This is a genomic window from Hoeflea sp. CAU 1731 (genome assembly GCF_039888615.1).
Lineage (GTDB): Bacteria > Pseudomonadota > Alphaproteobacteria > Rhizobiales > Rhizobiaceae > Flavimaribacter.
Genome location: NZ_JBDQQS010000002.1, coordinates 458,624 through 473,227 on the forward strand (window position 1 = coordinate 458,624; position 14,604 = coordinate 473,227).

Sequence of the window (14,604 nt, forward strand, 5' to 3'; positions counted from 1 at the left end):
TTCAGGAATCGTGCATATCAATGTCGATGTTCGGTCGATCGACCACCTCGCGCAACGCGAAGGACGAGTTGATCTTGACCACATGCGGCAATGCCGAAAGCCATTCCTTGTGGATTCTTTCGTAATCCGGCAGGTCGCGGGCGGCAACCCGCAACACGTAATCGTATTCGCCCGACATGAGATAGCAAACGAGGACATTCGGACAGCGCCTGACCGCCGCCTCGAATTCGCTGAGCGTCTTGCCGAATTGCCCCGACAGCGAAATCTGCACGATAACGGTCATGCCGTGGTTGAGCGCATTGTTTGAAATGCGCGCATAGTAGCCCCGAATGACGCCGGATTTTTCCAGAATATCGAGGCGGCGCGAACACGCCGACGGGGAAAGCCCGACCTTGTCCGCCAGGTTTGCGTTGGAGATGCGGCCATCCTGCTGCAATGTCCGCGCAATGGCAATATCGATTGCGTCAAGCTTATTCATTCGAAGATCCTTCGAAAAATGCCAATATTATAGAATAATATTCGATTCTTGCGTGGCGATCAATCCCAGTTTGCAAGGACATTTCGTGGGTTTTGCGCTGAAATGATCGCCATTGTGACTGCGGCGACCAGACGCCGCTGCGATGAGGAGACATTACAAATGCGCGTGGGTTGCCCAAAGGAAATCAAGAACAACGAATATCGGGTCGGCCTTACGCCTGGCTCTGTCCGCGAATATATTGCTCATGGTCATGAGGTGATCGTGGAAACCGGAGCGGGTCTCGGCATCGACGCGGACGACGGAGCCTATCGCGCCGCTGGAGCAAAGATCGTCGAAACGGCGAATGATGTTTTCGAACAGGCGGACATGATCGTTAAGGTCAAGGAGCCTCAGCCAGCGGAATGGGCGATGCTCAGAGAAGGCCAGCTTCTCTATACCTACCTGCATCTGGCTCCGGATCCGGAACAGACGAAAGGTCTGGTGGAATCCGGCTGTACGGCGGTCGCCTACGAAACCGTCACCGATGCCCATGGCGGACTGCCGCTTCTTGCCCCGATGTCCGAAGTCGCCGGAAGGCTCTCGATTCAGGCGGGCGCCACGGCGCTTGAAAAGGTCAATGGCGGGCGCGGTCTCCTGCTCGGAGGCGTGCCGGGCGTATTGCCGGGCAAGGTTACCATTATCGGTGGCGGCGTGGTCGGGCTCAATGCAGCCAAGATGGCTGTGGGTCTGGGCGCGGACGTTACCATCGTCGATCGTTCCCTGGGACGCTTGCGCGAGCTGGACGACATTTTCAGCGGACGTATCAACACACGCTATTCGACCATTGAAGCCGTCGAAGAAGAGGTCTTCTCAGCCGATGTCGTAGTCGGCGCCGTTCTGATTCCTGGCGCGGCCGCCCCGAAGCTCGTCACCAGAGAGATGCTTTCGGGCATGAAGAAGGGTGCGGTTATTGTCGATGTCGCCATCGATCAGGGCGGATGTTTCGAAACTTCTCACGCGACGACGCATTCCAACCCGACGTTTGAGGTCGATGGCGTTGTCCATTATTGCGTCGCCAATATGCCGGGCGCAGTCCCTGTCACCTCGGCGCATGCGCTCAACAACGCAACGCTGCAATATGGATTGCAGCTTGCGGATAAGGGATTGAAGGCGATTGCAGAAAACCGGCACTTGCGCGCGGGCCTGAACGTCCACAGAGGGCGTATCACGAATGAGGCTGTCGCCAGCGCTCTCGGATATGAACTTGCCGAGCCGGAAAGCTTTCTCAAGGTCGCTTGACGTTTCTCCCTCAAGCGATCCTGCCAAACCAGCCCCGCCGCACCAACGGGGCTGGTTTTTTATGTGAAGAGAGTTCGCGGGATCAGTCCCGTTTCATGATCTTGAGCAAGTCATCGTCAGTCAGCGGATGGATGAATGTGTCGCTCTGGCCGATCGGTTCGAAACCGAATTTCTGGTAAAGCGGAAGGGCCGCCGGGTGGTCCAGTGTGCAGGTGTTGATCGTAACCTTGTTTGGATTGATCTCCCATGCGGCGTCGATCGCCTGTTTCAGGAACCAACGGCCCAGCCCCATGCCATGGGCGTGGTCCATCATCCCGAAATACTCGATGTTGATGGAATCGTCCTGCTGCGCGCGCAATTCGAAAAGCCCCGTCGGCGCGCCGTCCAGATAGAGCACGTCGATTGTCGTCTCTTGCGAATGAACCAGCGCAGCCAGCGCCGTATCATCGAGCCGAAGCCGCGCCACCCAGTGCCAGCGTCGACCTATGCGGTATTGTAGATAGCGATAGAAATGAAGCGGCATCCGATCCTGGCGCATCAATGCGACGTGCAGGTTGACCGGCATGGGCGCGGTCAGTTTGGGGCGCTCTTTTTGTTCCAGATATGTAACGACGGCTTTTCGGGGCGATTTTCGGATCATCGGCTGTTTCCCGTGTCCACCGGGGTGTCTTCGCGCGAGCCCCATTCAGACCAGGAGCCGTCATAAAGCCTGTTGTCCTGGTGACCGAGTGATTCGAGTGCGAGGATGATCGCCGCCGCCGTAACACCGGAGCCACAGCTCGTCACCACAGGCTTGTCCAGATCCATTCCTGCTTCGTCGAAAGCGGATCTGAGCGCCTCGAGGTCCTTCAGATAACCGTTATCGGACAGGGTCATCACCGGTATGTTGAAGGCGCCGGGCATATGCCCCGAACGTATGCCTTCGCGCGGCTCCGGCTCGCTGCCCGAAAATCTTCCGGGACTGCGCGCATCGGCAATCTGCGCGCCGCCTTCGGAGACGATCGATTGAATCATCGAGAAAGGGGCGAGGCGACTGTCATCGAAATCTGCGATGAACTCGGTGGGTGCAGGGCGCGTCACCGCGTCCGTGACAGGACGACCTTCCTTTTTCCAGTTGTCGAACCCGCCGTCGAGAATATGCACCTTGTTGGCGCCCATGACGCGGAGCATCCACCAGACGCGGGGCGCGGTGAAAATACCCGGACCGTCATAGACGACGATCCTATCGTTGTTTGACAATCCCAGCCTTGACGCGTGAGCGGCGAAAACCGCCGGGGAGGGAAGCGCGTGGGGCAGGTCGGCTCCCGGCTCCACAATCTCGTCCTGATCGAAGAACACGGCTCCGGGAATATGGCCGTCGTCATATTCCTTGCGCTGGTTTCGATTTTGGAATGGCAGATACCAGGACGCGTCTACAATTTTCAGGTCTGGCTCCGGGAGCTGCGACTCCAGCCAGTCCGCAGACACGACAAAGGGGCTTTTTACAGACATGAACGAAAGATCCTATTCCGGTAACGCGCCGAACCGTATCCGGAATCGCCTGTTTTCTCGACCCTTTTTCTCGATCTTTCCGATATGGATTGCGCCCACTTCCTTCGTTTCGGAAACATGCGTGCCTCCGCATGGCTGGCTGTCGATCGAAGAGTCTTCGCCGATACAAACAAGGCGCACGCGACCGCTGCCATTTGGAGGGCGAACATTCTTTGATTTTACGAGCTCGGGATTGGCCTCCAGGTCGGCTTCCGTGATCCACTGCGTGAAGATTGGATGGTTGCCGTCGACGAGATTCATTAGCTTTTCGGTAACAGTCTTCTTGTCGACGATGTCGCTCATGTCGAAATCGACCCGGCTCTCGTTCTCGCTAACCGAGGCGCCGGTAATGCCAAAGGGGCAAATAACCGTCAGCAGATGGCAGGCGGTATGCATGCGCATCAGCTTGTAGCGTCGTTCCCAATCGATGTGGAGGACCAGTTTTTCACCGACGCCGGGAACCGGTTGATCATTCGCTGGCACGTGGATGATCTCGGCCTTGCTCTCGCCCGTAATCGTCGCGGCGACGTCGATCCGGGATCCATCTTCAAGCTCAAAAAAACCAGTGTCGCCCGGCTGGCCGCCGGAGGTTGCGTAGAAGCATGTACGGTCGAGCACTATGCCGCCTCGATCATTTATCGCGACGACCGTGGCTTCGGAAGTCGTCAGATAGCTGTCTTCAATGAAAAGCGGCTCAGTATCGGGCACGGTCAAACCTCGACGAAGGGTATGTCGATCGCCGATTCCCTTTCCATCCAGTCAGGGTAGGGCAGATCCTTTGATTTCAGGAATTCAGGATTGAAGAGTTTTGACAAGTAACGGTTTCCGTAATCGCACAGCACGGTCACGATCGTGTGCCCCGGACCCATCTCCTGCGCCATGCGGATTGCGCCAGCTATGTTGATGCCCGAGGAACCGCCCAGGCACATTCCCTCTTCCTGGATGAGATCGAAAATGATCGGCAGCGCTTCCGAATCCGGGATCGAATAGGCGAAATCCGGGGTGAAGCCTTCCAGGTTGGCCGTGATGCGTCCCTGACCGATGCCTTCGGTGATGGAATTGCCTTCGGATTTGAACTCGCCATTGACGTAAAATTCGTAGAGAGCAGCGCCTTTCGGATCGGCAAGGCCGATTTTTACGTCCGGATTGCGATCCTTGAGGCCAAGGCTGACCCCGGCGAGAGTGCCGCCCGAGCCGACGGCGCAGATGAAGCCGTCTACCTTGCCATCCGTATCCCGCCAGATTTCCGGCGCCGTGGTCTCGACATGCGCCTGTCGATTGATTGCGTTGTCGAACTGGTTTGCCCAGATAGCGCCGTTTTCTTCTTCAGTTGCAATCTGTTCGGCCAGACGGCTCGACAAGCGAACGTAATTGTTGGGATTTCTATAGGGCGCGGCCGGCACTTGCACGAGCTCAGCGCCAAGGAGGCGGAGCGCGTCCTTCTTTTCCTGGCTCTGTGTCTCGGGGATGACAATAACGGTGCGGTATCCGAGCGTCTTGGCGACCATAGCCAGGCCAATGCCGGTGTTTCCGGCCGTGCCTTCGACGATGACGCCGCCAGGGCGCAGCAAGCCTTTCTTCTCGGCGTCGCGCACGATATAGAGCGCCGCGCGGTCCTTCACAGATTGTCCAGGGTTCAGGAACTCGGCTTTGCCGAGGATCGTGCAGCCGGTGAGCTCGGAGGCCTTCTTCAGCTTGATCAGCGGCGTATCGCCTATGCCGTCCAGCACCGATTCTTCAAAATTCATGGCGTTTCGCCTCCCGTTTGACGCGACACGGCGCGATCTTCATAACAGTTTGTCGCCTGCAGACAAAGCAGTCGTTGGCCAATGGATAGTCTCTCGGCGGCGCGTAAACAAGGAATGTCATTCGCCGCTGATGCGCCCTTGCGATAGGCGATTTTCAGCTGCCGTAGGGAATTCAAATTATTATTTGCGCCATACCCTGACCTTCACGCCTTTTCATAGACAAGCTGCCGAACATTGATGTTTTCAGCGCGAAAACCGGCCTCGCAATAGTTGAGATAGAATTCCCAAAGTCTTTTGAAACGGCCGTCATAACCAAGCGGCTCTATCGTCGGCCAGGCGGCGGTGAAGCGTTGATACCATTCAGCGAGCGTGCGCGCGTAATCATGCGCAAAGGCGCGCTCCGAGCTCAGCGCCAGTCCGGCTTCCTTGCCAAGATTTGCCATGATTTCCCGCGTAGGCAACATGCCGCCCGGAAACACGTATTTCTGGATGAAATCGGGACTTCGCCGGTACTGCGCATATTCCTTTTCGTGAATGGTGATCACCTGAACCCCGGCGGAACCGCCGGGTTTGAGGCACTCTCTCAGCTTCTCAAAATAGACATTCCAGTATTTTTCGCCGACAGCCTCAAACATCTCCACCGAGACAATGTGATCATACTGACCTTTTTCCTCACGATAGTCCTGGAAACGCAACTCCACGAGATCGGTCAAGCCGGCTTTTTCTATCCTGTCTCTGGCGTAGTCGAGCTGGCTCTGGCTTATCGTCAAGCCTGTGACTTTGACGCCCCTGTCTTTCGCCAGATATTCAGCGAATGCGCCCCATCCGCAGCCGATTTCCAGCACATGGTCCCCGCGCTTCGCGCCGATAGCGTCGGCGAGGGCGGCGTATTTGGCTTTTTGTGCGCTTTCCAGATCGTTGGCGCCGGTCTGATACAAAGCGGACGAATAGGTCATGCCGGGGTCGAGCCACTGCTCGTAGAACGAATTGCCGAGGTCATAATGCGAGGCGATATTCTTCTTCGCCTGGCTCTTGGTGTTGCTGCGCAGGAAGTGACGCAAATTCTCGACGACCACGGAAAGCAAACGCGCGATGCCGGCCATGTGGCTGCGCATGTCGGCGTTGACGACAAACAGTTCCAGAAACGTCGGCACGTCGGGGCTGTCCCAATCACCGTCGATATAGGTTTCCGCGACGCCGATCGTGCCGCGACGGATCGCGGCGGGAATGAGCTTCCAGTTGTGCAGGATAAGCGTTGCGTCCGGGCCCGGTTCGCAGCCGCTGATCGAATGCGTGTTCCCGTCGGGAAACTGGATGGATAGCGAACCCTGTTTCAGATCCGCAAGCATGCGCAACATTGCGCGCGCGCCGAACGGTATTTTGTGTTGGGGAAGGTGTTCTTGAGATCGTCCAGCTGTTGACATGGAGCCGGATCCGTCAATTTCGTTTTCCGACAAAGGCTTCTCCCTGCTTGCACTAGTGCCGATATGTGCGCCGGCTTATAATCTGTATGGACCGGCGGACCTATTATTGTTCCTGCTCTTACCAGCGTGCTTTTTATATCTTCATCCTGCGGCTTTTGTCTTCCCGCCGAGTTGCTTTTTTTCTAGGGTCAAGCGGTCTGGTGAGATAGTTTGGCCGCGGAAATTGCCCGGACGGGGGTTCCTGTCTCGTCGCCATTGTCCTTACAATCTGTACGACGGCCGCTGTGCAGGTTGCTGTCATGAAGATTTCAAAGCCAAGCGCGCCTGTTCCATTCGTGGTGCATAAGTGGAGTGTTTCACCTGTAGGGCGCTTGCAGATCGACAGGATGTGCGGATCAATAGATGCGCAAATGATTGGAACGGAGCCTTGCGAAGCTGTGAAAGCGCCTGGAACGATGAGTGGCGAAGACCGATACCAGGAATTCGACGACAATCAGGTCGCCGAATTCGTGCTGGGAACGTTGCCTCATGACCAGCGCGCCGCATTCACAAATCGATTGCGCATCGATCCTTCTCTTGCAATGGCTGTGCGACGCTGGGAGGCTCGACTACTGCCGTTGAGCGGTGAGATCACGTTGGACGAACCTCAGCGCGCCGCAAACCAAAACACCGAACACGTGCTCTATGAAGCGCCTGAAAAACCGGCGTCCTGGTGGTCCAGCCTCGCCGTGTGGCAGGCCGCAAGCGCCGTGTGCCTCGCAGCAGTATTGTTACTTGGCGCATCCCTTTTGGCGTTGCAACGGGGGGCGGATCGATTTTCTCCTGTATTCGTCGGTCGCGTCGCCGGCAATCCGGATATCGTGCAGCTTCACGTCGCCTATGATCCGGCGCGATCCGTGTTGAAGATCAACCGGACGCAAGGTGGGCCCGGGCAGGGGCGCGATTTTGAACTTTGGCTGATCTCGGACGGGAATCCGCCCGCCTCCCTGGGCCTGCTCGCAAGAGACCGTATTTACGAAATTTCGGTTCCGGACGGCCTGGCAGCGCGCATGGACAACGCCGTCCTTGCGATCAGCGATGAGCCGGCAGGCGGCTCGTCTTCCGGGCAAGCGATTGGCGCTGTGCTGGCGACGGGTAATCTGGTGCGCCTGTAGCGGATATCACAATTTGCAAAGCGTCCCGAGAGCGGACATGTCGAGGCTGCAGGTTTTCTTGAGGCTCTGCAGATCAACGCGCAGTTCACTGTCTAAATTTGTCGGGAACTGGAGGCCTCGCCCGGAATCGAACCGGGATAGAAGGATTTGCAGTCCTCTGCGTAACCATTCCGCCACGAGGCCTCAGTATGCCGATCGGCCGAACGCACTTAGAATGAAATCAGCACCAGTGCAAGGTCAATCCTCTAAAAATCCTGTTCGCTCTATCGCGGTTGTCGATTTGGGTTGTCATGAGCTTTCATCAAGCGCTTACGATCCAGAATTGCCGCCGTTTCTGACCTTGCGTCCGAACCTGACAGCCAGCCGACGGCGCCAGCGGCGAACCATCGGCAAATCGTGAGACAGCACGAGCAGACCGAGCGGAATCATCCAGAAACCGAGTATAGGCAGAAAGCCCAGAATTCCGCCAACAACGAGCAGAGATCCAAGGCCAACCCGGAACAGTCGCGAGCGCGGAAGTCCGAGCTTCTTGTTGCCAAGCTTGACATGCGGACGCGAGCGTTTGTTCGCGTGCGCGGAACCAGCCTGTTCCCTCATCCTTTTCCATTCTGCATTGTCATTTTCAATAAAAGGTTCCGTAGCGCTTGTGACGATTGTCGAAACCATTGGGCATACATGGGGCATTTTTTGGAAAAAAGGCTTGGCAATCCAATAATTCTTTTCTATACGCGACGGCACCGTCACAGACGCCATGTTCCCCGGTAGCTCAGTGGTAGAGCAGTTGACTGTTAATCAATTGGTCGCTGGTTCGAATCCGGCCCGGGGAGCCACTTCCGCGAAATCCACAGATTTTCCAGCGCTGATTGCTGAGGGCAATCAACGAACAGTATCTGATCTGCCTTAAATGGTCTGAGGTGGCGGTTTGCCGCACGGCATGCCAATATGGCGTTGCTAAACGAGCTGACAAGGCGGAAATAAAGGTGTCGGGACTTGACGCTTCACGCCTACGCCCGAACGGGTGAGGTTGTAGCTGGCGATGAATACGCAGGGTTCACGGGCCGTCGACGTTCTGGTGGTGGGTGGTCGAACCACCGGCCTTATGCTCGCTGTTCGGCTGGCGCGCCAGGGCGTCAATGTACGCATCGTAGACGGGTCGCCCGGCATCAACGCCTTTTCGCGCGCGTCGCTCTTGCATTCACGCTCTCTCGAGCTTCTCGACAATCTCGGAATTGCGGATGAGATCAGGGAGAATGGACAACCGTTGCGCGGCATGCGTCTTTTTATGGACGGCAAGCAAGTCCTGCAGACACGGGATCCGCCGGTTGAATCCAGCTGCCCCTATGGAATTTCCTACTCGCAGGCGCAGATCGAGGGGCTCCTGGAGGCGAAACTGCGTGAGCTGGGCGTGAGGGTGGGGCGCAGCACCGAGCTTGTTGGCCTCGAACAGGACGGCGACAGCGTTCAGGCGACGCTCAAGCGCGCTGATGGGGTCGAAGAAACCTTCCAGGCTGGTTATTTGGTCGGATGCGACGGTGCGCACAGTTCCACGCGCCACCTGCTGGGTATCGAGTTTCCCGGCGCGCAAAGCAAATTCACTTATTTTCTCGCCGATGTCATATCCGAGAACGATGAACCTTCCGACGCCTGGTTTTATTTTCTGCATCGAGAGGGTTCGCTCATATTCGCCATACTCAACGGCGGCCGGCGCCAGATAATTGGTCCGCTTGCGGGCGACCATTCCGCGGATGAAAAGCCTGATCTGGCCGAAGTGCAGGAACTGGTAGATCGGCGCACCGGAGGAAACTATCTGCTGGGCGATCCGCGCTGGCTAACCTATTTTACGATCAACTATCGGGTTGCAGAGCTATACCGCGACCGCCGTGTTTTCCTTGCAGGGGACGCCGCGCACGTACATTCGCCTTTCGCCGGCCACGGCATGAACACCGGTATTCAGGACGCCTGCAATCTGGCCTGGAAATTGACTCTCGCGATCCGTGGGCGCGCGTCGGAAACGCTTCTTCAGAGTTACGAGGTAGAAAGACGTCCCGTTGCGCGGCAGGTGGTCGACAACACGCGGGCGTTCACGGAGCCGGGCGAGACTTATCCCGCCATGACGGACGAAGAGCGGGAGGCATTCCTGAAAGGCTTTCACAGGGAAGGCGAAGAACTGGTTGCTTTTCGTCGCAATTTCGAAGAGCTCGATATCGACTACGGCGCAAGTCCGCTCAGCATGGACGATGCTCCAGATCTCCCGCAAGAAGTTCGCCCCGGACTGGAAGCCCGAAATGTCTCCGGTTTACTGCATAAAGACGCCTATTGCGATCTGTTCGATTTTCTGGATGGCCCGCATCACTGCCTGCTCGTTTTTGCCGGCAAGGAGACGCCGGTTGACGTGGCTGGTGTTAAGGCTGCCGAAGCATCGGACAAATACAGTTCGTGGATGGATGTCTATCTTGTGCTTCCGCAGCGCCAGGGCGTGATCCCGGAGAACGTTTCGGTGCTTCTTGACCCGGAATCCGAACTCGCCGAACGATACGGCATGGCGACCGGCGGGCTTTACCTGTTCAGGCCGGATGGCTATGTGGCCTATCGTTCGCGTCGGACGGACAGGCTTGGGAACTATGTCGAAAGCGTCATGCTGCGCTGTTAACGCAGCATCCCGATCTGCCGCCTTACGTCTGCTGCCTGATTGCTTTCTGTGACATCCTGCGCGTCACGACCTGACGCCGAATGAAAGCCGCGGCGAACAGGGATGACAGAATGAGAATGATCGTCGGGGCGGGGGCGCTGTCGAGGAAGAAGCTAAGATAAGTCCCCGCAAGCATCGCGCCCATGCACACGGTGATCGCCACAATGAGCATTGTGCTGAACTTTCTAACGAGCAGGAAAGCGATGGCGCCGGGGGAGATCAACAGGCCGATAGCAAGGATCAGCCCGGCGGCTGAAAGAGTCGCCACGATCGTCAGAGAGAGCGCCGCCAGCAGTCCGTAGTGCAGCCAGTTTACCCGCAATCCGGAGGTTCTTGCCTGCACCGGATCGAAGCTGTGTAACAGCAGATCCTTCCATTTCAAGGCGATGGCTCCTGAAACGACAAGCGAGATAACGCCGGCCGTCCACAGATCCTTTGGTTCCACACCTAGGATGTTGCCGAAAAGAACATGGTCGAGATGTATATTGGTGTCGATCGACACGTAAAGCACGATCCCGACGCCGAACATGCCGGAAAAGACGACGCCCATGACAGTGTCCTGTTTGACCCGCGAATTGTGGGACAGATAGCCGGTCGCAAGCGCACAGGTCATGCCGGCCGCAAAGGCGCCCACGATCAGCGGAATGCCAAATATGTACGCAAGGACAATGCCGGGCAGGACGGCGTGGCTGACGGCGTCGCCCATCAGCGCCCAGCCTTTGAGAACCAGATAGCAAGACAGCAGGGCTGTCGGGATCGAGACGATCATTGATATGTAAAAGGCCTTCTGCATGAAGGCGAAGCCAAACGGCATGAGAAGCGTGTCGATCATCGGTCTGACGCTCCGCCGGTTGCGGATCCTATCGTGTCCGTCGGTGGTCTGTTGAGGGCTTCCTCAGCCTTGCGCCGCGCAGCCAGCAATCCGTGCTTCGGCGCGAACACGAAGACAACAAGGAAGATAATGGTCTGCAGCGTGACGATGACGCCGCCCGTCGCGCCATCAAGGAAATAGCTCGCATAGGCGCCGACGAAGCTCGTGATCGCGCCAATCGCGACGGATGTAAGGATCAGCCGGGGGAACCGGTCGCACAGCAGATAGGCGGTGGCGCCCGGCGTGACCACCATGGCGATGACGAGAAAGGCTCCGACCGTCTGCATCGCCGCAACAACCGACGCGGACAGCAGGACGAAAAAGACCGCCTTGAGGATATCCGGCCGCAGGCCGATCGATCGTGCATGGCTCTCATCAAAGAACGTCACCATCAGATCCTTCCACTTCGCCAGCAGTATGGCCAATGAAATAAAGCCGATCAGCGCCAGTTGCAGCGTGTCTTGCGGGGTTATGGCGAGGATATTGCCCATTACGATCGTCTGGATGCTAACCGACATCGGATTCACCGACACTATGAACAGACCGAGACCGAAGAAGGATGTGAAAATCAGACCGATGATCACGTCAATCTTAAGACCCGAACGCTCCGACAGGAAGAGCATGGCGCCGGCCGCCAGGCCTCCGGCGATAAAAGCGCCAAGCGCAAAAGGGAGCCCGAGAACATAAGCTCCGGCAACGCCGGGGACGACGGAATGGGATAAGGCATCGCCAATGAGTGACCAGCCCTTGAGCATGAGATAGGCTGACAGGAAAGCGCAAACGCCGCCAACCAGAGCAGACACCCACATCGCGTTGGTCATGTAATTATAGGTGAAAGGTTCAAACAGATACGCAGTCACTGCTGGGCCTTTCTGGTTTTGGATTGTTCCCCGTACTGGACGAACGGGCGTTCGTCGTCGGTCAGGATGGTAACCTCGCGCGTGTCGTCGTCGTCATGCAGATCTTCTCCGCCCAGTGTGAAGTGCCGCAGAACGCCGCCAAAAGCCTTTTCGAGGTTTTCCCGGGTGAACGTGGTTTCGGTTGGGCCATAGGCGAGCACAGTGCCTTTGACGAGCACGGTCCGGTCGCAGAATTCGGGCACCGAGCCGAGATTGTGAGTCGACACCAGCATCACCCGTCCTTCATCCCGCAGCTCGCGCAGCAGAGCCACGATCTGCTCCTCTGTCTTGACGTCGACGCCGGTGAATGGCTCGTCGAGAAGGATGACCCGACCGTCCTGGGCCAAAGCCCGCGCCAGGAAAACCCGCTTTCGCTGACCGCCGGACAACTCGCCGATTTGGCGGTGTCGATAATCAAGCATGTTCACGCGGGTCAATGCATCCTTTACCGCCTGGCGATCTGCGGTGGAGGCGCGGCGGAAGAACCCCATATGTCCGTATCGTCCCATCATCACCACGTCCTCGACCAGCACCGGAAATGACCAGTCGACCTCCTCTGACTGCGGCACATAGGCGACAAGGTTTTCGCGCAAGGCTTCTTTGACGTTGCGTCCCAGAAGCCGAATGTCGCCCTTTGCTGCCGGGAGGAATCCCATAATAGCTTTGAAGAGGGTGGATTTGCCTGAGCCGTTCACGCCCACGAGGGCTGTTACGGTGCCGCGTGGAATTTCGAAACTCGCATCGAACAGCGCGGTGTGGCCGTTGCGATAGGTTACCGTGACGTCATCTGCATAAATGCCGCCGCCGGGGCCATCGGCGCTGATGCGATTTTCGATCGAGGTGGATCTGTCGAGCATGGGGAGGTCAGCGTTTCTCAAACATCGTGTTCCTTTAACGGGTAGAACCTCCGCCGCTGAATTCCGGCGGCGAAGGTTATGGCTATTGCCTGAGCTTCGATTAGTTCATGCCTGTCAGGCCCCGCGCAACGGTTTCTGACGTTACACGCAAAAGATCGAGATAGGTCGGAACAGGTCCATCCGCCTCACTCAGAGAGTCGACATACAGGACGCCGCCGTAGTTCACGCCGGTCTCGCGGGCGACCTGTTCGGCCGGCGCCGTATTGACGGTGCTTTCGCAGAAAACGACAGGGATATTGTTTTCTCTGACGCCATCAATAACGGCGCGAACCTGCTGGGGCGTCCCGACCTGATCGGCGTTCATCGGCCAGAGATAGAGTTCATTCATTCCGAAGTCTTTCGCCAGATAGCTGAAGGCGCCTTCACAAGTCGTCAGCCAGCGCTCGGATTCCGGAATTCGCAAAATCTGTTCGCGGAGCGGCTCGATCGTGGCGCGCAGCTTGTCCTTGTAGGCAGCGGCGTTTTTTACGTAGGTCGCTGCATTTTCCGGATCCTGCTCGGATAAAGCTTCCACAATGTTGTCAATATAAACCAGCGCGTTGTCCAAGCCCATCCAGGCGTGCGGATTGGGCTTGCCTTCATAGGATCCCGACTTGATCGAAATGGGGGTGATGCCGTCCGTCAAGGTGGCTGATGGAACGTTGCCGAGATTGGAGAGAAATTGTTTGAACCACAGTTCGAGATTCATGCCGTTCCACAGGATAAGATCTGCGTCGCTGGCCCGCACGATATCTTGCGGCGTGGGTTCGTAGCCGTGAATCTCGGCGCCCGGTTTGGTGATCGACACGACATCAGCCGCGTCACCAGCTACATTGGCGGCCATATCGGCAATGACTGTAAAGGTTGTAACGACTTTCATTTTGTCTGCTGCGACAGCAGATGAGACGACGGCGCAGGCGAGGGCTGTAGAGGCGAGAACCTTGAATATTCGATTCATTGATCGGTTTCCGTACATGAGAGTTTCCATTCTTATATTAATAATGCGAAGCATTTGCAAGTGTCAACGTTTTTGATAGTCATTCTCATCTGGCTTGATCAGATGAGAACGCCATGCTAGTCAGGGGCAGGGAGTATTGATTGTGAACGATGTCAAAGAGCTGGAATCCGAACTGCGCGGCGAGGGCGTAAGGATTACGCGACAGCGCGTTGCAATCCTGTCGGCTCTGTCAGATTCGAAAGATCACCCGACAGCCGAGGAGCTTCTGGAGCGGTCCCGCGATTTCGATTCATCGGTGTCTCTGGCGACGGTCTACCGCACCTTGTCGGTGCTGGAGGGGCGCGGCGCCATCCAGAGGAATGAATTCGAGGGCGGGGGCGCCCGGTTTGAATTATCGAACAGACCTCATCACGACCACCTGATCGACATCGAAACGGGAAAGGTCGTCGAATTTCGCTCTGACAAGATCGAAAGACTTCAGGAAGAAATTGCGCGAGAGCTTGGATACGAACTCGTCCATCACCGGATGGAACTGTATGGCAGGCGAAAATCTTGAGAATCCGGGATACCCGGACAGTCTTGCCGGCCATGGCTGCGACAGGGCGCTTGTTTGAAGATATTCCTAAATGATCCCGGTTTTGTAATCCGACCTTGCTGCAGGTTCGGATTTTGCGATATG

At 56.9% G+C, this 14,604-nt stretch carries 14 protein-coding genes, 2 tRNA genes and 1 pseudogene; 5 read left to right on the top strand and 12 right to left on the bottom strand.

The genetic code is table 11. The annotated features are described in order from the left end of the window. Position 1 precedes the first annotated feature (1 nt). Positions 2-478, bottom strand: a complete 477-nt coding sequence (locus AAFN47_RS06285; protein WP_499808342.1) for an Lrp/AsnC family transcriptional regulator — start codon at positions 476-478, stop codon at positions 2-4. A 159-nt stretch (positions 479-637) separates the two neighbouring features. On the opposite strand from AAFN47_RS06285, the gene ald reads away from it, so the two are divergent. After that, on the top strand, positions 638-1,756 hold the full coding sequence (gene ald, locus AAFN47_RS06290) for an alanine dehydrogenase (protein WP_499808343.1): 1,119 nt from the start codon (positions 638-640) through the stop codon (positions 1,754-1,756). Between the two features lie 82 nt (positions 1,757-1,838). Here ald and AAFN47_RS06295 read toward each other — a convergent pair whose 3' ends face one another. From AAFN47_RS06295 to AAFN47_RS06315, 5 genes and pseudogenes are all read right to left on the bottom strand, one after another. Further along, a complete protein-coding gene (locus tag AAFN47_RS06295; protein WP_499808344.1) occupies positions 1,839-2,396 on the bottom strand; it encodes a GNAT family N-acetyltransferase in 558 nt (185 codons plus the stop codon). Next, the gene (gene sseA, locus AAFN47_RS06300; RefSeq protein WP_499808345.1) at positions 2,393-3,247 is read right to left on the bottom strand and encodes a 3-mercaptopyruvate sulfurtransferase; all 855 of its coding nucleotides are present in this window, start codon (positions 3,245-3,247) and stop codon (positions 2,393-2,395) included. Before sseA ends, AAFN47_RS06295 begins: the two co-directional genes overlap by 4 nt. Positions 3,248-3,259: 12 nt before the next feature. Beyond that, complete coding sequence (locus AAFN47_RS06305) at positions 3,260-3,994, bottom strand: alanyl-tRNA editing protein (RefSeq protein ID WP_499808346.1); 735 nt, start codon at positions 3,992-3,994, stop codon at positions 3,260-3,262. 2 nt (positions 3,995-3,996) lie between these two features. Further along, positions 3,997-5,034, bottom strand: coding sequence for a cysteine synthase A (locus tag AAFN47_RS06310; protein ID WP_499808347.1), 1,038 nt, complete (start codon positions 5,032-5,034; stop codon positions 3,997-3,999). Positions 5,035-5,237: 203 nt separating this feature from the next. Continuing rightward, positions 5,238-6,413: pseudogene (locus AAFN47_RS06315) on the bottom strand (class I SAM-dependent methyltransferase); the annotation flags it as partial. Between the two features lie 500 nt (positions 6,414-6,913). Here AAFN47_RS06315 and AAFN47_RS06320 point away from each other — a divergent pair. Next, complete coding sequence (locus tag AAFN47_RS06320) at positions 6,914-7,612, top strand: anti-sigma factor (RefSeq protein WP_499808348.1); 699 nt, start codon at positions 6,914-6,916, stop codon at positions 7,610-7,612. A 109-nt stretch (positions 7,613-7,721) separates the two neighbouring features. Here AAFN47_RS06320 and AAFN47_RS06325 read toward each other — a convergent pair. Further along, positions 7,722-7,795, bottom strand: a tRNA-Cys gene (locus tag AAFN47_RS06325). 126 nt (positions 7,796-7,921) lie between these two features. After that, positions 7,922-8,209, bottom strand: a complete 288-nt coding sequence (locus tag AAFN47_RS06330) for a hypothetical protein (protein WP_499808349.1) — start codon at positions 8,207-8,209, stop codon at positions 7,922-7,924. A gap of 158 nt (positions 8,210-8,367) precedes the next feature. On the opposite strand from AAFN47_RS06330, the gene AAFN47_RS06335 reads away from it, so the two are divergent. Beyond that, positions 8,368-8,442, top strand: a tRNA-Asn gene (locus tag AAFN47_RS06335). Between the two features lie 206 nt (positions 8,443-8,648). After that, a complete protein-coding gene (locus AAFN47_RS06340) occupies positions 8,649-10,262 on the top strand; it encodes an FAD-dependent monooxygenase (protein ID WP_499808350.1) in 1,614 nt (537 codons plus the stop codon). A gap of 22 nt (positions 10,263-10,284) precedes the next feature. Here AAFN47_RS06340 and AAFN47_RS06345 read toward each other — a convergent pair whose 3' ends face one another. The 4 genes from AAFN47_RS06345 to AAFN47_RS06360 all read right to left on the bottom strand — a co-directional run bounded on the left by AAFN47_RS06345 (position 10,285) and on the right by AAFN47_RS06360 (position 13,925). After that, positions 10,285-11,133, bottom strand: coding sequence for a metal ABC transporter permease (locus tag AAFN47_RS06345; protein ID WP_499808351.1), 849 nt, complete (start codon positions 11,131-11,133; stop codon positions 10,285-10,287). After that, positions 11,130-11,993, bottom strand: coding sequence for a metal ABC transporter permease (locus tag AAFN47_RS06350; RefSeq protein ID WP_499808387.1), 864 nt, complete (start codon positions 11,991-11,993; stop codon positions 11,130-11,132). Before AAFN47_RS06350 ends, AAFN47_RS06345 begins: the two co-directional genes overlap by 4 nt. A gap of 35 nt (positions 11,994-12,028) precedes the next feature. Then, on the bottom strand, positions 12,029-12,928 hold the full coding sequence (locus tag AAFN47_RS06355; protein ID WP_499808352.1) for a manganese/iron ABC transporter ATP-binding protein: 900 nt from the start codon (positions 12,926-12,928) through the stop codon (positions 12,029-12,031). Positions 12,929-13,028: 100 nt separating this feature from the next. Beyond that, a complete protein-coding gene (locus tag AAFN47_RS06360; RefSeq protein ID WP_499808353.1) occupies positions 13,029-13,925 on the bottom strand; it encodes a metal ABC transporter substrate-binding protein in 897 nt (298 codons plus the stop codon). Positions 13,926-14,067: 142 nt separating this feature from the next. On the opposite strand from AAFN47_RS06360, the gene AAFN47_RS06365 reads away from it, so the two are divergent. Further along, positions 14,068-14,481 (top strand): Fur family transcriptional regulator, encoded by a 414-nt coding sequence (locus AAFN47_RS06365; RefSeq protein WP_499808354.1) that lies wholly within the window; start codon positions 14,068-14,070, stop codon positions 14,479-14,481. Positions 14,482-14,604 lie beyond the last annotated feature (123 nt).